This window comes from Pseudoxanthomonas sp. PXM03 (assembly GCF_014852005.1).
Taxonomy (GTDB): Bacteria; Pseudomonadota; Gammaproteobacteria; order Xanthomonadales; family Xanthomonadaceae; genus Pseudoxanthomonas_A.
On record NZ_JACVAU010000001.1, the window covers coordinates 661931 to 680820 of the forward strand.

An 18890-nucleotide genomic window follows, 5' to 3' on the forward strand; every position below is an offset into this window, starting at 1 on the left:
TGGAGAAGTGGTCACGACAACCCGCAGTAGTGGCTTGGCGATATCGTCAGAAGGATATTGAATGAAAGGCAGAAGGATCTTGTTTGTTGTCTCCTGTTGTCGGCTGGATGCGCATCCAGCTCTGCCCACATGGCGATCAGCAAGCGGGTTGGACGGCCGACGAGCTGAGCTTTCACGTCTTTTGGCCAACCCCGCGAGGTTCGGCAGCAGGGAGGCGTGCGGGAGGCGATCGTATGGTGTTTCTAACGTTACGTGGACGAGGTTGTCCCGACCGGGAACGTCCCCGGCAGGGACGCGGGTAGGTGCCGGACGCTGTATGCAACGCAGGGTGCAAGGCGAGTCAAGTTTGCTTGCGATCTGACATTTGCAAGTGAGGATGGCAAGGTCGTGGATGCTCGCCCGAAGCCTATGACAGGCGTTGGTCCGGCGATGGCGGGTGGTTGCGATGGGCATGGGATTTGAGATTTCCGGCCACCGTATTTATCAGCAGAGGAGTTGGCGATGGATGAGAGACCCATGGGACGAAGTCGACCAACGAAGGTGGCCGTCATTCTCGTTCTCCTTTCTCAGACAGCCTGTAGTGGTGCCATGAACAATCAAACCAGTCCCCAGTTCGCTGAAAACCCCTCTCCGCGCCAGGCCTATCGGCTGACGCTGCGCATCGAAGGCGCGCCTGGTCCGCTGGAGGTCGTGTCCAGCGCGGCCCAGTACGACGTGGTCAACCACGAATGCCTGCCGCCACCCAAAGAGAATCCTGGGGGACATACCTCGTCGGTGCCCACGCACGACATCCCGTTCCGCCTCGAGCGCGTGTCCGACAGCGAATACGCAGGCGTCTTCTACACGGACGGCATGGTCGATGCCGAGTATCACGGGCGCGGCGTGTGCAGGTGGGAGCTGATTCAGGCCCAGGTGCAGCTCCGGGCACCGGGCGAGGAGGGTGATACCCGCTTCGTAGCGAAGATCGCAGGCGATGAGCTGCCGCAAGGCATGCCCAAGGCGTTCCATTACTGGAAAGCGCGCTATCCGAAGGAAACGGGATCGGAAGGCTATCGGGATTTCGGCCAACCGGATTTGCAGAAGGTGCCGGCGGAACAGCGCGATGATTTCTTCGGGATCGTGTTGACTGCGAAGGAGGCCTGACAATGGGACTCACCCCGCAGCAATACGCCCATCTGGCGGACCATAGCTACGACCGTGGCGGCCAGATGCGCGACCTGGTCAACAAGGACGTCGTGATCGGCGGCGATCGTTATCGCGTGATCGACTACGTCGACAATCCGCGGACAGGTTACCAAGGCACGATCTACCAGCACGAGGCCAGTGGCGCCGTCGTGGCTGCCCATCGCGGCACCGAGTTCGGACGGGAGGCGTTCCGCGACGGCGTGATCGCCGACGCCGGCATGGTATTCACCCGCACCAACAGCCAGGCGGTCGACGCGGTCGAGCTGACCCGTCGCGCGGTCGAGTACGCGGAGCACCAAGGACGAGAGCCCGGCAGGACCGCGCCCGAGGTAACCGTCACGGGACACTCGCTGGGAGGAACTCTCGCGCAGGTGTCGGCACACCACTTCGATCTGCATGGCGAGACGTTCAACGCTTACGGGGCCGCCAGCCTGGACCGGCGCATCCCGGAAGGAGGGGACCGCGTCACCAACCACGTGATGGCGGTCGACGCCGTCAGTTCCGCCAGCCCCCATTACGGCCAGGTGCACAGGTACGCCACGCCGCGGGAGATCGAGACGCTGCACCGGACGGGCTACCACGACAATGTCGTACGCGACCTGCTGCAGCGTGACATGCCGTTGACTGCATCCGTCATGTCGGGCGGCTCGCACAGCATGCACAACTTCCTTCCGGTGGATGGCGACGGGAGGCCCGACCGGTCCGCGTTGGAAGATCCGAATGCACGCCGACTCGCGGATGAGCACCGCAGGATCATTTCCGACTACCGTGACGACGTCGGCGACCTGCGTCGCGGGGTCACTGCCGCATCCCGCGGACCCTTTGGCCTGGTGCTGGATGGCATTGATCGCATTCGTGGACCGTTGCCGGCGGGCGAGCCTGCGGCCCGTGAAGAGCGTCGACACACGGATCGTACGTCACAGGCCGACACACCGCTGCGCGTCGAGGGTGTGGGCGAGGCGACACGCCAGGCATGGCGATCGAACCCCGAAGTGGAGCGATTGTTGGCGGCGGCCGGTGGACGTGATCCAGCGGCCCTGCAACTGGCACAGAACGAATTGCAGGCCTCGGCTGCGGGCCAGGTGTGGCGTGAGCGGGTCGAAGCTCACCAGCGGGATTTTGCGGCCCAGGAGCGTACGCCGAACCTCCAGCAAACGGAGCAGCGGACGCCGGCGCAGATGGACGTCGCGCGCTGATCTTGGAACAACCAGGCGAGACACGTGTATCCATGTACTACGAGGAGCGTAGCCATGAAACCAGGCATCAAACTACTCATCCTGCTGGGCTTGCTGGTGTTGTTCGATCTCAGCGCCCAGTCCAGCGGCTACTACCAGCGCCTGTACTACCGCATGGACGATCCTTTCGTGTTCTGCACGCAGGGCCAGGACGTCAGGCGCAACCCGGCACCGTGCTGGAAGCCGATGCCTCCGTTCACGGGCGCCTACATGCTGATGCCCTACTGCCGGCCACCGAATCCCTACGGCAAGAACTGGACGCAGGACGACACGTTGTCCTTCCGGCAATACCTGAGCGTGTGTCCGCAGGCAATCACCTCCGGACGCTGGGAAGGCCGCGGACGGCCCGAGCACACGCCCATCAGCCACTGAGGCCCGGAGGCTCGCCCCGGGCTGCCGGCCCTCCTCTACCGAAGCCGCACACATGAGATTGCAACGCATGAAACAGCTCCCCTCCCTGTTCCTGGTCTTGATGGCAGCGACTGCCGGCGGCTGCGATGCGCAGGCGCCGCGAACTGCGGATGCCGCGACCCAGGAAGCAGCCCCCCCGAAGAAGGATCAGGACATGTCAGAGCTGAAGCCGCCCTCCGCGGACAGCGTGTTGTATTTCATCTACCAGCGCGACGGCGACGGTGCGGTCAGTTACAAGATCGATGGCGGCGCCACCGTCAGCTACTGGTACGGCCACGAGTTCGATCTCGATGGCAAGCATTACTTCACCGGCTTCGGTGCCAAGACCCAGGGTGAGGGCCCGGACGGCGACGACGGCATGATGGATCCGGAGCACGTTGCCATTTCGCAGGCGACCTTCACGCGCGTCGAGAAGGATGGCAAGCAGGCATGGTCGAAGCCTGATACCGATGGCTATGTCGGGGAGTTCGGCAGGATGGGGCGGCCCGAGGAGATCGACGATTCGAGAAAGGCGCTCTCGTATGAAACCCGCGATGGGCGCTACCTGCTCGCGGTGCCGACCCGCGATTTCACGGACGGCACTGACGTGCGCATGTTCAGCCTGTTCCTGTTCGACCCCGGCAGCGTCGACAAGCTGGGTTTCAGGCAATGGGGATATGTGGGCGGCATCCCGGTCAGTGACGACAACAGCGCCGCGTGCGATGGCGGGCAGGTGATGCCGTGTGCTGCCGCCACCGGGACGCTGGCGTTCGAGCAGGCAGGCGATGGTCTGCCAAAGCTGAAGGTGTCGTCCAAGGGAACCACCATCGCGTCTCCCGGCAAGGTTCGCGAGATGACGGAGGCAGACAGCGTGATCTACACCTTCGACGAAACAAGCGGAAGCTACAAGCAGTAAGTCGATTTCCAGTTGACCGACTTGCATCAGGCCCATGGAGGGGCCCGGTTGACGTCCTGCGACCCACGGGTCGCGTACATCAGCAAAGGAGCCAACGATGGCCAGTGAACACACGCGTGAACAGATCCTCGACATCATCGAACGACAAGCGCAGGCAAGCGGGATTCCCCGCGAGGATTTCCTGCGGTTCGCCTACATCGAGACCGGTGGACGCTTCAATCCCGATGCCAGCAATCCCAGCGGCGCGAAGGGACTCTTCCAGTTCATGCCAAGGACCGCGGAGCAGTACGGCATCGCGGGGCGCGAGTTCGACCCGGCGGCAAGCACGCGTGCTGCGGCCGAACTCTATGGCGACAATCTGGCGGACATCACCCGCAGGCAGTCGCGCAGCGGGCACGATTTCCTTTCCGGGCGCGAAACTCCCAGCGGGCTGGACCTGTATCTCGCTCACCAGCAGGGTGCCGCGGGCTACGCCTCCATCCAGAGCGCCATCGCGAACGGCGAGTTCACGCGCGACGACACGCGACGCAACATCCTCAACAACATCAGTGCGCGCGATGTGGAGCGTCTGACCGGCCACTCGGCCGCCGAGCTGCGCGGGCTCGACGATCGCGAGCTCGCGACCACGTTCTCGCAGTACTGGAACGGCAAGTACGCTGCCATCGACATTCCGGAGCGCGGCATCCACGCCAGCCAACCGGGTCCCGGTGCCCGCGAGCGGACGTCACCGTTGGCCGATGGCGTCTTGCAGAACGGCGAACGCGGCGACGACGTGCGTGCCTTGCAGACGTCGCTGAACCAGCTCGGGTTCCGCGACGGACAGGGCGCGCAACTGGAAACGCAGTCGGGCATCTACGGCGGCAAGACACAGGAAGCGGTCCGTGCCTTCCAGGCGGCTAACCAGCTTGAAGCCACCGGTACGGCCGACGCGCGAACGCGCGAGGCGATCGCGCAGCAACTTGCGTTGCCAGAACAGGCGCGCAACCGCGCCCAGTCGGGGGAAACGCAAGAGCGCGAGGGCGGGCTGGCTTGGCCGACGCCCGGCAATCGCCACATCAACGAAGCCGACAAGGCGCGCGAGGGGCGCGGCGAGTTCGGCACGCCACGCAGCGGTGGCCGGCGCCATGGCGGCATCGACATCCAAGGCGATGTCGGTGACCCCGTGATGGCCGTCGCGAGCGGAACGGTAGTGGTGCGCCCGAACAACGGTGCGGCGGGTAATACCGTGCACGTGCGGCATGAAGACGGCACGCTGACCAAGTACTTCCATCTGGATGAGTTCAGCGTGCGCAACGGTCAGCGCGTGGAAGCCGGGCAGCAGATCGGCACCATGGGCAGGACCGGCAATACGCCTGCCCAGGGCGATACACACCTGCACTTCGAGATGTGGCGGGACGGTCGGCAGGTCGATCCGATGCCGCACCTGCGTGGCGCCGAGCGCGATACGGCGGTACCCGCACGTCCGGCCGCGCCCGAGGTGTTGCGCGATGGAGCATCGGGCGCATCGGTGCGCGAACTGCAGCAGCAGCTCAATGAGCTCGGCTATCGGGGTGCCGATGGCAAGCCACTGGAGACCATGTCCGGCAAATTCGGTCCCCAGACCGAGCATGCACTGCGCACGTTCCAGGCCGATCAGGGATTGAAGGTGGATGGCGTTTACGGTGACCGTTCCCGCGAGGCCATCGCTGCCGCGACGCGTGATGTGGCTCGCAGTCCGGCGGACGCGGGTGCCTCGCCCCAGGGGGGGCGCAGTGAAGATGCGCAACGCTCGTTCGTCGACCGCATGTTCTCCGCCATGCACGGCGGAGACGACCGCGCCATGCGCCAAGCCCTGGACGACTACCTGAAGACGCCCGCTGGCCAGGGATGGCAGAAGGAACAGGTCGTGACCGACCAGCAGGCGGCGCAGTCACGCGAGCAGGCGGGCCCTTCCCGCTGACAGCGAGGCAGGATGGCGGATCGGGTCGCGTGCCCGGTCCGCCCTCTCGTGGAACGCACCGGCACCGTGGGCGGCTCAGGGCGTCCGAACGCGGCCCATCTGGCGGCCGGCGCCCGGGTCACCCGCGCCCCGCGCTTCGCTGAAACGCAGCGGGGTGCCAGCCAAGCCGGAAGGTACGGTCGAGCGCGTGGACTTCGGAGCGGTGCAAGGTGATGGTCGGTTGACGCCGCACGCATCCAGCGTGGCGTGTGCGGTGCGTGGCTTAGCGTCGCGGGCGCCAGCCCATATCGCAGCGTTGGCAGTTCGGGTCCATCACCAGCGCGGTGATCCAGCAGATGGATGCGCCGAGCGCCGGGGGAGGCGAAGCGCAGTCCCGGCAGACCACGGGCACCGTCATGTCGACGGACCAGCAGCAGGACCTGGGAGGCATCCGCCGCGATGGCGTGGACGCGCAGACTGGCTTCGAACGAGGGGCAGGAATAGCCCCGACGAGTCATCAGCCCGGCGACATCATCGGCGTCGCCAGGCTGTGCATTGCGGATATCGAGCAGATCTGCGGTTGCAGTCCCGAGGGCGGCAGGCCTCGTCGGGCCGGCCGCAAACCTGGCGGGGTCAGCGGGTACCGTAGAGCACGACGGTCTTGCCGCGCGCATGCAGGGAGCCATCGGCCTGCAGCTTCTTCAGCACGCGTCCCGCCATCTCGCGCGAGCAGCCCACCAGGCGTGCCAGCTCCTGGCGAGAGACGCGCAGCTGGGTGCCTTGGGGGTGACTCATCGCTTCCGGCTCGCGAGCAAGGTCATGCAGGGTGCGTACGATCCGGTCGGTCACATCGAGGAACGCGAGGCGGCTGGCCTTGCGGCTGGTGTCCAGCAGGCGCCGCGAGAGCTGCGCGCCGATCGCGTACAGCAGCTTGGGGGCATCGGCCGACAGCGTGCCCATGAACAGCTGGTGCAGGCGTTCGTAGCTGATTTCGGCCAGTTCGCACTGGGTGCGGGTGCGCAGGATCACTTCCCGGCGGTCCGACTCGATGAACAGTCCCATCTCGCCGACGAACTCGCCGGAACCGAAGTAGCCGAGCACCAGCTCCCGGTCGTCGTCTTCCTCGGTGATGATGCTGACCGAGCCGCTGACCACGTAGTACAGCGTTCCTGCCGGGTCGCCGGGGCGGAAGACGTCGGCGCGGGCGGGGTAGCGCCGGCGGTGGCTGTGGGCCAGAAAGCGCTCAAGCGTGGCGTTGTCCGGCGTCAGGGGGCTGGCGGCGGGGCGAGCGGGGGCTGAAAGGGGGATGCCTGGGCTCATGATGGTCGCGGCTTGTAATTCCGGAAGCTTAGTCCGAATACGTAGCCGACGGCAAACGCAGGCCATGCAAGGGCTGGGCCAGTCCCGCGCCGGCCGGCCGACGGGTGGTGGCGGACATTTCGCTGTCACCCCATATGGCGCATAATCCGCCCCCTCATCCGACCCCCCCAGAGAGGGATCACCGCCGTGGTAAAACCCCTGCCTCGCCTGCGGCTGCAAGGCTTCAACAACCTCACCAAGGCGCTGAGCTTCAACATCTACGACGTGTGCTATGCCTCGTCCGAGGACGAGCGCCGCCGGTACATCGAGTACATCGACGAGGAGTACAACGCCGATCGCCTGACCCAGATCCTGACGGATGTGGCGGAGATCATCGGCGCCAACATCCTGAACGTGGCCCGCCAGGACTACGATCCGCAGGGTGCGTCGGTGACGATCCTCATCTCCGAGGAGCCGGTGATCGACAAGAAGGATGCAGGCAGGGAGATTATCTCCGATGCGGTGGTCGCGCACATGGACAAGTCGCACATCACTGTGCACACGTATCCGGAAACCCATCCGGACAACGGCATCGCGACGTTCCGTGCGGACATCGACGTGGCCACGTGCGGCGTGATCTCGCCGCTGAAGGCCCTGAACTACCTGATCGAAAGCCTGGAATCCGACATCGTCATCATGGATTACCGCGTGCGCGGCTTCACCCGCGACGTGAAGGGCAAGAAGCACTACATCGACCACAAGATCAATTCGATCCAGGATTTCCTGGCCAAGAACATCAAGTCGCGCTACGAGATGCTCGACGTGAATGTCTACCAGGAGAACATCTTCCACACGAAGATGCACCTGAAGGAGTTCGACCTCGACAACTACCTGTTCGAGGAGAAGGCCAAGAACCTGTCGTTCAAGGAGCGCATGAAGATCGAAGCGCGTCTGAAGCGGGAGATCGAAGAGCTGTATCACGGCCGCAACCTGCCGGAATGACGGGTTGCGTGCTGCCGCGGGTTACACCCGGTTGGGGTGGCCTGCAGTAGCTTTGCCCTGAAAACAAGGCGGGACGACCCGCCCGCGGCGCGAGCCGCGCATCAGGACCGACGGCGGTCCGGAGCGCAAGTTCCGGGCCGTCCTGCGTTATGGCCCGGGCATGACCTGAGGAGGTGGCGTATGGCGTGGTTCTATCTGGTGTTGGCGGGCGTGCTGGAAGTGGTCTGGGCCGTGGGACTGAAGTACTCAGAGGGTTTCAGCCGGCTGTGGCCCAGCGTGGTGACGGGCGTGGCGATGGCGGCCAGTTTCTGGCTGCTGGCCGCAGCGCTGAAGCACATCCCGTTGGGAACGGGCTATGCGGTCTGGGTGGGCATTGGTGCCGTGGGCACGGCCTTCGTCGGCATGTGGCTGTTCAAGGAGCCGGCAACCGCGGCGCGGCTGGTCTGCGTGGGGCTGATCGTGGCCGGCATCATCGGCCTGAAACTGGCCACGCCGTCGTAGCGGCGCAGGGCGGGCTCAAGCCCGCCTTCCTGGCCTTGCCGACGATACTACGGCCCGGAGAAGCGACGTCAGTGAGGATCGTCGGACGCGTGGACGTGGCGACGGTGCGCCTGGGCCCACCCTACAGCCGGTAAGCCACTGCCTTCATCAGCTTCGAGGCGCCCGCCATCAGGGTCGGGATGGGGGCGGGCAGGGCGGTCGCGCCGGCCTCTTCGGCATGTTCGGCGTGGCGGGCCTCGTCGGCCTTCATGACGGTCAGGATCTCGCGGCTGCGCAGGTCAGCAGGGGGGAGGGTTTCCAGGTGTTCGTCCAGGTGGGCTTCCACCTGGCGCTCGGTTTCGACGACGAAGCCCAGGCTCCAGCCGTCACCGCGCAGGCCTGCCAAGGCTCCCAGGGCATAGCTGCTGGCATACCACAGCGGGTTGAACAGGCTGGGGCGGCTGTCCAGCTCCCGCAGCCGGTCGGCGCACCAGGCCAGATGGTCGGTTTCTTCCTGGGCGGCCTCCATCAGGTGGGTGCGCGTCGCGGGGTCGCGGGCGACGGCGGCCTGTCCGAAGTACAGGCCCTGCGCGCACACCTCGCCGACATGGTTGATGCGCATCAGGCCGGCGGCATGACGCTGCTCGGCGGCATCGAGCGCAACCTCGGGGGTGTCGCCGGCCGGGTTGGGGCGATGGGCCGGCGGATTGCCGAAGACCGTGTCCAGGCCGCGCTGGGCTTCCACCAGCCAGTGGTCCAGGAGAGAGAAGGTCCGTGTGTTCATGCCGTCATTGTGCCGGCTCGCCGCACGGGCGTCTGCCGATCCAGCGTGTGCCGGCAGGGACGCTCCGGCGACTTGCGCGTGGCGGCCTCGCCCCGTACAATCCTGCCTCTTCTGTTTCACCCTTCACAACGCGTGGCAAAGTTCCGCCGGGGTAACCGCGGAATCCGCCCGACCAGACACATGAGATCCACATGAGCACCTTTACCGCCAAGTCCGAGACCGTCCAGCGTGACTGGTACGTCGTCGACGCAGCAGGCAAGACCCTTGGTCGCCTGTCCACCGAGCTGGCCCGCCGCCTTCGCGGCAAGCACAAGCCCGTCTATACCCCTCACGTTGATACCGGCGACTATCTGGTCGTCATCAATGCCGAGAAGATCCATGTCACCGGCAACAAGCTGGCCGACAAGAAGTACCACCGCTTCACCGGCTACATCGGCAACCTGAAGACCGAGACTCTGGCGCAGGCGCTGGAGCGCCATCCGGAGCGCGTCATCGAAACCGCCGTCAAGGGCATGCTGCCGAAGGGCCCGCTGGGCCGCGACATGTATCGCAAGCTCAAGGTCTACGCCGGCCCGAATCATCCGCACGCCGCCCAGCAGCCGCAGGTCCTGGACATCTAATCATGGCTATCACTCAGAACTACGGCACCGGCCGTCGCAAGTCCTCCACCGCCCGCGTGTTCCTGCGCAAGGGCACCGGCAACATCACCGTCAACGACCGTCCGCTGGACGAGTTCTTCGGTCGTGAGACCGCGCGCATGATCGTGCGCCAGCCGCTGGAGCTGACCAAGAACACCGAAAGCTTCGACATCAAGGTCACCACGACCGGCGGCGGCACCACCGGCCAGGCCGGCGCCATCCGCCTGGGCATCGCCCGCGCGCTGGTGGAGTACGACGAAACCCTCAAGAACGAGCTGCGCAAGGCGGGCTTCATGACCCGTGATGCGCGCGAAGTCGAGCGCAAGAAGGTCGGCCTGCACAAGGCGCGTCGCGCCACGCAGTTCTCCAAGCGCTAACAGACGCGCTACACTACGCGTCACTGGTTATACAGCCCCGTCGCCAAGCGGTAAGGCACCTGACTCTGACTCAGGCATTCGGTGGTTCGAATCCATCCGGGGCTGCCAACTCGAAGTCCACTGGACATCCGCAAAAGCCCGCCTCTGGCGGGTTTTTGCGTTGAGGGATCCCGTCTATGGTTGCCATGTTCCAACCCCCGTTCTGTCCGCCTGATGAGGCCCTGCGCCGCATGCAGGAGCGCGGCTACGTGGTGCTGGAGCCACGCGCCATGGCGGAGGCGACCGGCACCGGTCTCGATGCCCTCGACGAACTGCTTCCGAGTTGGGGGCGGCTGGAAGTGGACGAGTACCTGAAGGACGGCGGCCGTTACCGGCGCCGCCGGCATTCCTGCTTCATCGTCGACGCGGACGGGGTGCGCCAGGTGCCGCATCGCGCGCACTGGCAGTCGCTGGACTACAACGCCCTCCACGGCGGCATGCAACGCTGGTTCCAGCCGATTGAGCCTGCCGTCAGCGGTGCCATCGCCTGGCGGCAGCTGCTGTCGGGCCTGGCGCGATGGTGCTCTACGCTGAGGGGCGAACGGACCTGGTTCGTCGAGGCACACCAGTTCCGCATCGACACGACCGATGGCATCGGGCGGCCCACGCCGGAGGGCGCGCATCGCGATGGCGTGGACTTCGTCGCAGTGCTGCTGCTGGACCGCGAGGGCATCAAGGGCGGCGAGACCCGCGTGTTCGCCGCCGCCGGACCGGACGGCCAGCGTTTTACCCTGGAGGCGCCGTGGTCATTGCTGTTCCTCGACGACGAGCGAGTGATCCACGAGTCCACGCCGATCCAGCCGCTGGACGCGCAGGGCCATCGCGATACGCTGGTGCTGACGTTCCGCCGGGACGGCTTCCAGGGTGAAGCGGGCGCAGGCTGATCGCGGCGCGTATTTCGTTACAATTGAAACCATGGCGCGTGGGCGCCGGCATCCTGGAGTTCCGATGAAGCTGGGTTCCCTGAAGGAAGGCGGTCGTGACGGCACGCTGGTGGTGGTGTCCCGCGATCTGGCGCGTGCCGTGCGCGCGACGGGCATCGCGTTGACGTTGCAGCAGGCACTTGAGGACTGGAGCAACATCGCGCCGCGCCTCAATGCAGTCTACGAAGCACTGAATGCCGGCAACGTCGATGGCATGTTCGACGTGGACTTCCACGCGCTGGCGGCCCCGTTGCCGCGGGCCTACGAGTTCGTCGATGGCAGCGCCTATTTGCCGCACGTCGAACGTGTCCGTCGCGCGCGCAATGCCGAGGTGCCGGCGAGCTTCTACACGGATCCGCTGATGTACCAGGCCACCAGTGCCGCCTTTCACGGCCCGCGTGATCCGGTGAAAGTGGTCAGCGAAGACTATGGCATCGATCTGGAAGCGGAGATCGTGGTCATCACCGACGACGTGCCGATGGCGGTCACGCCCGCTCAGGCAGCCGGCCACATCCAGTTGATCGGTCTGGTGAACGATGTGTCCTTGCGCAACCTGATCCCGGGCGAACTGGCGAAGGGTTTCGGCTTCCTGCAATCCAAGCCGCGCTCGGCGCTGTCACCGGTATTCGTGACCCCGGACGAACTGGACGATGCCTGGCGCGACAACAAGGTGCACCTGCCGCTGGTGACGCACATCAATGGCAACTGGTTCGGCGCACCCGAGGCCGGCGTGGACATGCAGTTCGATTTCGCCCAGCTGGTCGCGCACGCGGCCAAGACCCGGCCGCTGTCGGCGGGCACGATTGTCGGTTCCGGCACCATCGCCAACGAGGACACGTCCAGGGGCGCCTCGTGCTTTGCCGAGCAGCGCACCGTGGAGACCCTGCGGGACGGCAAGCCCTCGACGCCTTTCATGAAGTTCGGCGATCTGGTCCACATCGAGATGAAGGATCGTGACGGTCATTCCATTTTCGGTGTGATCGAGCAGAGGATCGAGCCGCAGCCCTTGCCTTGAAGGCGCGCGCGGGCCCAGTGTGAATACAGGAAGGCTCGAGGTGGACATGGACGCGTATTACAGGCAATCGAAGGGGCAAACCGCGGGAGGCGGCTTGCATGGCTGAACAACTGCGGCTTTATTCCTATTGGCGCTCCAGTGCCGCCTACCGCGTGCGCATCGGCCTGAACCTCAAGGGGCTGGCGTACGAAACGGTGCCCGTGCACCTGGTCCGTGAGGGCGGGCAGCAGCACAAGCCGGATTACGTGGCCAAGAACCCCCAGCACATGGTGCCCACCCTGCAGCACGGGGAGCGCGTTATCCGCCAGTCGCTGGCGATCCTCGAGTATCTCGACGAAGCCTGGCCTTCACCGCGGCTGCTGCCCATGACGGCGCGCGACCGCGCCCGCGTGCGTGCATTGGCGCAGATGGTCGCCTGCGACATCCATCCGCTCAACAACCTGCGCGTGCTGCAGTATTTCGACGGCACCTGGAACGTGCCGCAGTCCGAACGGGACGAGTGGGTCAAACACTGGATCATCGAAGGGTTTGCGGCGGTCGAATCGCTACTCGCCGAGGACTCCGCGACCGGCGCCTACTGCCATGGGCAGACACCGGGACTGGCGGATTGCTGCCTGGTGCCGCAGGTGTTCAATGCGCGTCGCTTCGGCGTGGACATGGCAGCGTTCCCGACCATCGTCCGTATCGAACAGGCTTGCCTGGCGTTGCCCGCATTCGACCAGGCGCGTCCCGAAAGCCAGCCTGACGCAAATGCCTGAATGAAAAAGGGCGGAGAACTCCGCCCTTTGGGATGCTTCTTCGCAGGCTATGGTGCCGTCAGCCGAAGCCGTGGGTGATGCGCGGCGAGCTTCCCGACGTGTCGTAGTCGGCGTAGGGGTCATGCTCGCCCTTGCTGCCTTCGGACAGACGGAACTTCAGCGCCAGGCCATCACGCGAGTCGGCGGCGCGCAGTGCCTCTTCCTGCTCGATCTGGCCTTCCTTGACCATGCGGAACAGGCACTGGTCGAAGGTTTCCATGCCTTCCTCCAGCGACTCCTCCATGGCCTGCTTGATCTCATGCACCTGGCCGCGGCGCAGCAGGTCGCGGATCATCGGCGTGTTGATCAGCACTTCGGCGGCCGGCATGCGGCGACCGTCGGTACCCTTCACCAGGCGCTGCGACACCACGGCGCGCAGGTTAAGCGCCAGGTTCATCAGCACGTTCTTGTGCGCGCTTTCCGGGAAGAAGTTCAGGATGCGCTCGATGGTCTGGTCGGCGTTGTTCGAGTGCAGCGTCGCCAGGCACAGGTGGCCGGTCTCGGCGAAGGCGATCGCGGCCTCCATGGTGGTGGCGTCGAGGATTTCGCCGATCAGAATGACGTCCGGCGCCTCGCGCATCGCGTTCTTCAGCGCGTTGTGGAAGGCGTGTGTGTCCAGGCCCACTTCGCGCTGGTTGACGATCGACTGCTTGTGCTTGTGCAGGTACTCGATCGGATCCTCGATGGTGAGGATGTGGCCGGTGCTGGTGGTGTTGCGGTAGTCGATCATCGATGCCAGCGACGTCGACTTGCCCGAACCGGTGGAGCCGACGATCAGCACCAGCCCGCGCGGGGTCATGATGATGTCCTTCAGCACCGGAGGCAGGTTCAGCTCTTCGATGGTCGGGATCACGCTGCGGATCGCGCGGATCACCATGCCCACCTCGCCGCGCTGCTTGAACACGTTGACGCGGAAGCGCCCCGCATCCTGCAGGGCGATGGCCATGTTGAGCTCCAGTTCGCGCTCGAACACGGGCACCTGGCCCTCGTCCATCAGCGAATAGGCGATCTTCTTCACCATGCCCGGCGGCAGGCCGGTATTGCCCAATGGATAGAGCTTGCCCTCGATCTTGATGTACACCGGCGCCCCGGTGGTGAGAAACATGTCCGAGGCGTTCTTCTCGGTCATCAGCTTCAGGAAATAGCCGATGTCCATGTGCAAAGCTCCCAAGATGCGCGGCGCGACGTTGCAACGGCGCCAAAGGCTTCCGACAATGGCCGCGCGCACCCCTCAACGTCACGGCACCCCAATGACAGTTAGCTTCTCACACTTCCGCTGGCCCCTGCATGTGATGGCGGCCGCAGTAGCAACACTGGCCTTGGCCGGCGAACCGGCACGCGCCCAGAGCGCATTGCCCCCGGAACTGGAAGCCGCCGTGCAGGCGGTGCAGCGCGCGGACCAGGCGGATGCCGACCAGTATGCCCCGCAACCGCTGGAGGCAGCGCGGCAGGCGTTGGCGCAGGCACAGGCCGCACACGCTGCGCGGGACAAGAAGGACGCACTGGATCTGGCCCTGCGGGCCACGGTGGATGCCGACCTTGCGCGCGCGCGCAGTCTGGAAGCCGTGGCGACGGCCGAAGTCGCGCAGCGGAAGGCGGAGATCGCCGACCTCCAGCGCCAGATCGGCGCGGAGGGTGGGCGATGAAGGCGTCTCGCAAGGTGATCCGTGCCGGCATGCTGGGGCTGATGCTGATGCTGATGCTGATGCTGGGCTCCAACACCGCGTCAGCGGCTGACAATCCCGTGGTCATGCAGCTCAACCAGCGGTTGTCTGCGCTGCATGCCGATCCGGCGCTTGGGGAACTGGCGGCCTACGAGAAGTTGCAGGCACAACACGCCATCACCGCCTTCGACAAGGCGCGTCGCAGTCAGCGCGAGACTGCCCAGTACGTGGCGGAACGCCGGGTGGAGATCGCGGAGATCGCCGCACGCACCCAGGCGGCCCGTCGTGAAGTGGACCGGTTGGACCGGACCCGCAGCGAGTTGCTGGTGGAAGCGAGTCGCCGCGAAGCGGAGCGCGCGCGCCGGGAAGCAGAGCGCCTGCGCGTGCAGGCGCAGATCCAGGCCGAGGAAACCGAACGCCTCCGCATGGCTGCCGAGGCCGAGGCACTGGCGCGCCAGGAAGCGGAGATCACGCTGGATACCGTCGCGGGCCAGCAGGCGAACCGGCTGAGTGCGGCCCGTCAGCGCGAACTGAAACTGGCGCGCGAGGAGGCGGAACTGGTATCCGGTGCCAAGCTGCCGCCCTCGAAGTTCGAAACCCGCGGTGAGATCTTCACCCTGGGCGCCGACGTCTTCGCTGCCAATTCGGCGAAGCTGTCCGCCGGGGGCGCGTCGAGTGCTGCCGCGCTCGCCGCCTACCTGCAGGCCAACCCGAAAGCCCGGGCCCGCATCGACGGTTACGGGGACAAGCAGACGCCCGGACAGCGCCGGGCTGATGTGCTGCGAGATGCGCTGATGGCGGCCGGTGTAGCGAAATCACGCCTGCAGAGCGCAGGCAAGGGCACTGGCAGCAAGGCCCGCGCGCTGGAAGTCGTCATCACGCATTGATAATCCCATGTAAATCATGGGGTTATAAGAGGTTGCAAGGCTTCGGCGTGGCTGGGCTGAATCCTGTTCTTATGGGCTGAATCCTGTCGGATCAACCACTTGCAACGGGCCTTGTCGGGCCCGGCAGTGAGGAGTAGGGTCGTATACCCAAGCGATCCCTGTCGCTTGGCTCACCGGAGAATCGACCCGATGACGCCCGTACCGATCCCGCAGGAGACCGCCGCCGGCAGCCAGGCCGCAGCGGGCATTCCGGTGGGAAGTGCCCGCGCTGCCGGCCAGATGCTCCGCTCCCAAGCCAACGCCCCGTGCCTGCAGAGGCCGGGGCGTTCGTATTTCCGCTGAAGGAGGTAACGATCATGTTCGAAGGTCAACCGCAGGCCGAAATCGATGCACTCATCAAGGCCGATCCGGAGTTCAAGCAGCTGTACCAGCGCCATCGCGAGCTGGACAAGAAGGTCACCGACGCCGAGCTGGGTGTACTGCCCATCGACGACAACCGCCTCGGGCAGATGAAGCGCGAGAAGCTGCACGCCAAGGAGCGATTGCTCCGGATCTACGACGCCAAGCCGCACTGACGCCTGCCCCGCCACTTTCTTGTCGCGGGCGGCGGCGGCCTCCTCGTCGGCCGTCGCCGTCCGCGTCACCCTAGTGCGATAATCCGGGCCACGTTCCGCACCGGATGCACGGCCGCATGGCGATCCACTCCTCCGTACTCGAGCTGATCGGCGACACGCCGATCGTCCAGGCCAGGCGCCTGGACACCGGGCTCTGCACCCTCTACCTGAAGCTCGAAAGCGCCAACCCCGGCGGGTCCATCAAGGACCGCATCGGCATGTCGATGATCGAGGCCGCCGAAAAGCGTGGCGACCTGAAGCCCGGCGCGACCCTGGTGGAAGGCACGGCCGGCAACACCGGTATCGGCCTGGCTCTGGTAGCCCAGCAGAAGGGCTACAACTTGATGCTCGTGGTCCCGGACAAGATGAGTCGGGAGAAAATCTTCAACCTGAAGGCCATGGGCGCCGAGGTCATCCTGACCCGTTCCGACGTAGCCAAGGGGCACCCGGAGTACTACCAGGACCTGGCCGAGCGCATTGCGCGCGAGACCCCTGGGGCCTACTTCATCAACCAGTTCGGCAACCCCGACAACCCGGCGGCGCACGAGTTCGGCACCGGCCCGGAAATCCTGCGCCAGATGGAAGGCCAGCTGGACGCCATCGTCTTCGGCTGCGGCAGCTCCGGCACGATGACCGGCCTGTCGCGCTGCTTCGCCGAGCATTCGCCGCAGACGGAGATGGTGCTGGCCGACCCGGTGGGCTCCATCCTCACCCAGTACATCAACGAAGGCACGTTGAGCACCAAGTCCGGCAGCTGGCTGGTGGAAGGCATCGGCGAGGACTTCCTGCCGCAGATCTCGGATTTCAGTCGGGTCAAGAAGGCCTATGCGATCAGCGACGGCGAGAGTTTCCACACCGCCCGCGAGCTGCTGGCGAAGGAAGGCATCCTGGGTGGTTCGTCCACCGGCACCCTGCTGGCGGCCGCGCTGAAGTATTGCCGCGAACAGACCACGCCGAAGAAGGTGCTGGTATTCGTCTGCGATACCGGCAACAAGTACCTGTCCAAGATGTACAACGACTACTGGATGCTGGACAACGGGTTCATCGACCGGCCCCAGTACGGCGACCTGCGCGACCTCATCCTGCGCCCCTACAGTCAGCGCGACACCGTGGTGGTCAGTCCGACCGACCTGCTGACGACGGCCTACCAGCGCATGAAGCTGTACGACGTGTCGCAGCTGCCGGTGATGGAGGGCGACAGGTTGGCCGGCATCGTCGACGAGAGCGACGTGTTGCTGCACGTGTATGGCGACGAAGCCCGTTTCCGCGACCCGGTCTCCACCGCCATGGTCAGCAAGCTGGACCGGCTGGACGTGCATTCCCCGATCGAGGCCCTGCTGCCGGTGTTCGACCGGGGCCAGGTGGCCATCATCACGGATGGCGATGCCTTCCTTGGTCTGATCACCCGCATCGACCTGTTGAACTATCTGAGACGCCGCGAGCAGTAGCGGCGGCGCCGGCCGTCCACAGGGGAGGGCGGCCGGGCACGGACGATACGTTAAGGACCCGCTGGTAAAATGGCGAGCTGACTCAAGGAACCCGAACATGGCGCACCATTCCTCCCTTTCAAACGGGACCCCTTGCGATCTCGCACTGGGCACGCTGGTCATCCACGGCGGCCAGTCCCCCGACCCGACCACGGGTGCGGTCATGCCGCCGATCTACGCGACCTCGACGTACGCGCAGTCCAGTCCGGGCGTCCATCAAGGCTTCGAATATTCCCGCACGCACAACCCCACGCGTTTCGCCTACGAGCGCTGCGTGGCCGCGCTTGAAGGCGGAAGCCGCGGCTTCGCCTTCGCCTCGGGCATGGCGGCGACCTCGACGATTCTGGAATTGCTGGACAGCGGCAGCCATGTCGTCGCGATGGACGATCTGTACGGCGGCAGCTTCCGCCTGTTCGAGCGCGTGCGCCGGCGCACGGCGGGGCTGGATTTCAGCTTCGTCGACATGACCGACCTGGCGGCGTTCGAGTCCTCGATCCGGCCGGAAACGCGACTGGTGTGGGTGGAAACCCCCACCAACCCGATGCTGAAGATCGTCGACATCGCCGCCATCTGCGAAATCGCGCACAAGCATGGCGTACGTGTGGCGGTCGACAACACCTTCGCCTCACCGATGCTCCAGCGCCCGTTGGCCCTGGGTGCCGACATCGTCATGCACTCCGCCACCAAGTACCTCAATGGCCATTCCGACATGGTGGGCGGCATGGTGGTGGTGGGCGAGGACGCGGAACTGGCCGAACAGATGACCTTCCTGCAGAACTCTATCGGCGGCGTGCAAGGCCCCTTCGACAGCTTCCTCGCGCTGCGCGGCCTGAAGACGCTGCACCTGCGCATGAAGGCGCACTGCGACAACGCCCTCGCGCTGGCGCAGTGGCTGGAAACGCACCCCGCCATCGAGAGGGTCATCTACCCCGGCCTGCCATCCCATCCGCAGCACGCGCTCGCCACCCGGCAGATGCAGGGCTATGGCGGCATCATCTCCATCGTGATCAAGGGCGGTTTCGACGTAGCACGCAAGTTCTGCGAGAACACGAAGCTGTTCACCCTCGCCGAATCCCTCGGCGGCGTGGAGAGCCTGGTCAACCACCCCGCGGTCATGACGCACGCGTCGGTGCCGGTGGAACGGCGCGAGACGCTCGGGATCAGCGATGGGCTGGTGCGGTTGAGCGTGGGGGTTGAGTCTCTTGAAGACCTTCAGCACGACCTGTCGGGCGCGCTGTGA

20 protein-coding genes and 1 tRNA gene are annotated in these 18890 nt (G+C 65.4%); 18 read left to right on the forward strand and 3 right to left on the reverse strand.

Annotated features, from left to right (window positions below; genetic code table 11):
• Positions 1-501: 501 nt before the first annotated feature.
• The 5 genes from IB223_RS02980 to IB223_RS03000 all read left to right on the forward strand — a co-directional run bounded on the left by IB223_RS02980 (position 502) and on the right by IB223_RS03000 (position 5665).
• Positions 502-1143: a hypothetical protein gene (locus tag IB223_RS02980; RefSeq protein ID WP_192200182.1), complete on the forward strand. Its 642-nt coding sequence runs from the start codon at positions 502-504 to the stop codon at positions 1141-1143.
• A gap of 65 nt (positions 1144-1208) precedes the next feature.
• Complete coding sequence (locus IB223_RS02985; protein ID WP_192200183.1) at positions 1209-2381, forward strand: lipase; 1173 nt, start codon at positions 1209-1211, stop codon at positions 2379-2381.
• Positions 2382-2435: 54 nt separating this feature from the next.
• Entirely contained in the window at positions 2436-2792 is a 357-nt protein-coding gene (locus IB223_RS02990; RefSeq protein WP_192200184.1) for a hypothetical protein, read from the forward strand.
• A gap of 193 nt (positions 2793-2985) precedes the next feature.
• Positions 2986-3726, forward strand: coding sequence for a hypothetical protein (locus IB223_RS02995; protein ID WP_225590781.1), 741 nt, complete (start codon positions 2986-2988; stop codon positions 3724-3726).
• A 97-nt stretch (positions 3727-3823) separates the two neighbouring features.
• A complete protein-coding gene (locus IB223_RS03000) occupies positions 3824-5665 on the forward strand; it encodes a peptidoglycan-binding protein (protein ID WP_192200186.1) in 1842 nt (613 codons plus the stop codon).
• 612 nt (positions 5666-6277) lie between these two features.
• Here the strand turns inward: IB223_RS03000 and crp are convergent.
• Positions 6278-6964: a cAMP-activated global transcriptional regulator CRP gene (gene crp, locus IB223_RS03005; RefSeq protein WP_225590783.1), complete on the reverse strand. Its 687-nt coding sequence runs from the start codon at positions 6962-6964 to the stop codon at positions 6278-6280.
• Positions 6965-7150: 186 nt separating this feature from the next.
• On the opposite strand from crp, the gene speD reads away from it, so the two are divergent.
• Together speD and sugE are read left to right on the forward strand one after the other, a co-directional pair.
• On the forward strand, positions 7151-7945 hold the full coding sequence (speD, locus tag IB223_RS03010) for an adenosylmethionine decarboxylase (protein WP_192200187.1): 795 nt from the start codon (positions 7151-7153) through the stop codon (positions 7943-7945).
• Positions 7946-8125: 180 nt separating this feature from the next.
• Complete coding sequence (gene sugE / locus IB223_RS03015) at positions 8126-8446, forward strand: quaternary ammonium compound efflux SMR transporter SugE (RefSeq protein WP_192200188.1); 321 nt, start codon at positions 8126-8128, stop codon at positions 8444-8446.
• 121 nt (positions 8447-8567) lie between these two features.
• Here the strand turns inward: sugE and coq7 are convergent, their stop codons facing one another.
• Positions 8568-9209, reverse strand: a complete 642-nt coding sequence (gene coq7, locus IB223_RS03020) for a 2-polyprenyl-3-methyl-6-methoxy-1,4-benzoquinone monooxygenase (RefSeq protein WP_192200189.1) — start codon at positions 9207-9209, stop codon at positions 8568-8570.
• A gap of 191 nt (positions 9210-9400) precedes the next feature.
• Between coq7 and rplM the strand changes: the two genes are divergently transcribed.
• From rplM to maiA, 6 genes are all read left to right on the forward strand, one after another.
• Positions 9401-9829: a 50S ribosomal protein L13 gene (gene rplM / locus IB223_RS03025; protein ID WP_055936916.1), complete on the forward strand. Its 429-nt coding sequence runs from the start codon at positions 9401-9403 to the stop codon at positions 9827-9829.
• A 2-nt stretch (positions 9830-9831) separates the two neighbouring features.
• Complete coding sequence (gene rpsI / locus IB223_RS03030) at positions 9832-10224, forward strand: 30S ribosomal protein S9 (protein ID WP_192200190.1); 393 nt, start codon at positions 9832-9834, stop codon at positions 10222-10224.
• 33 nt (positions 10225-10257) lie between these two features.
• A tRNA-Gln gene (locus IB223_RS03035) sits at positions 10258-10332 on the forward strand.
• A 68-nt stretch (positions 10333-10400) separates the two neighbouring features.
• A complete protein-coding gene (locus IB223_RS03040) occupies positions 10401-11147 on the forward strand; it encodes a 2OG-Fe dioxygenase family protein (protein WP_225590785.1) in 747 nt (248 codons plus the stop codon).
• A 64-nt stretch (positions 11148-11211) separates the two neighbouring features.
• Positions 11212-12201, forward strand: coding sequence for a fumarylacetoacetate hydrolase family protein (locus IB223_RS03045; protein ID WP_192200191.1), 990 nt, complete (start codon positions 11212-11214; stop codon positions 12199-12201).
• 98 nt (positions 12202-12299) lie between these two features.
• A complete protein-coding gene (gene maiA / locus IB223_RS03050) occupies positions 12300-12959 on the forward strand; it encodes a maleylacetoacetate isomerase (RefSeq protein WP_192200192.1) in 660 nt (219 codons plus the stop codon).
• 58 nt (positions 12960-13017) lie between these two features.
• Here maiA and IB223_RS03055 read toward each other — a convergent pair whose 3' ends face one another.
• Complete coding sequence (locus IB223_RS03055) at positions 13018-14154, reverse strand: PilT/PilU family type 4a pilus ATPase (protein ID WP_192200193.1); 1137 nt, start codon at positions 14152-14154, stop codon at positions 13018-13020.
• 94 nt (positions 14155-14248) lie between these two features.
• Between IB223_RS03055 and IB223_RS03060 the strand changes: the two genes are divergently transcribed.
• The 5 genes from IB223_RS03060 (at position 14249) to IB223_RS03080 (ending at position 18890) form a co-directional block, all read left to right on the forward strand.
• Positions 14249-14644, forward strand: a complete 396-nt coding sequence (locus tag IB223_RS03060) for a DUF4398 domain-containing protein (protein WP_192200194.1) — start codon at positions 14249-14251, stop codon at positions 14642-14644.
• Entirely contained in the window at positions 14641-15549 is a 909-nt protein-coding gene (locus IB223_RS03065; RefSeq protein ID WP_192200195.1) for a hypothetical protein, read from the forward strand. Before IB223_RS03060 ends, IB223_RS03065 begins: the two co-directional genes overlap by 4 nt.
• 356 nt (positions 15550-15905) lie before the next feature.
• Positions 15906-16124, forward strand: a complete 219-nt coding sequence (locus tag IB223_RS03070) for a YdcH family protein (protein ID WP_142123411.1) — start codon at positions 15906-15908, stop codon at positions 16122-16124.
• 116 nt (positions 16125-16240) lie between these two features.
• Positions 16241-17611, forward strand: coding sequence for a pyridoxal-phosphate dependent enzyme (locus IB223_RS03075; RefSeq protein ID WP_192200196.1), 1371 nt, complete (start codon positions 16241-16243; stop codon positions 17609-17611).
• Between the two features lie 97 nt (positions 17612-17708).
• Positions 17709-18890: a cystathionine gamma-synthase gene (locus tag IB223_RS03080; protein ID WP_192200197.1), complete on the forward strand. Its 1182-nt coding sequence runs from the start codon at positions 17709-17711 to the stop codon at positions 18888-18890.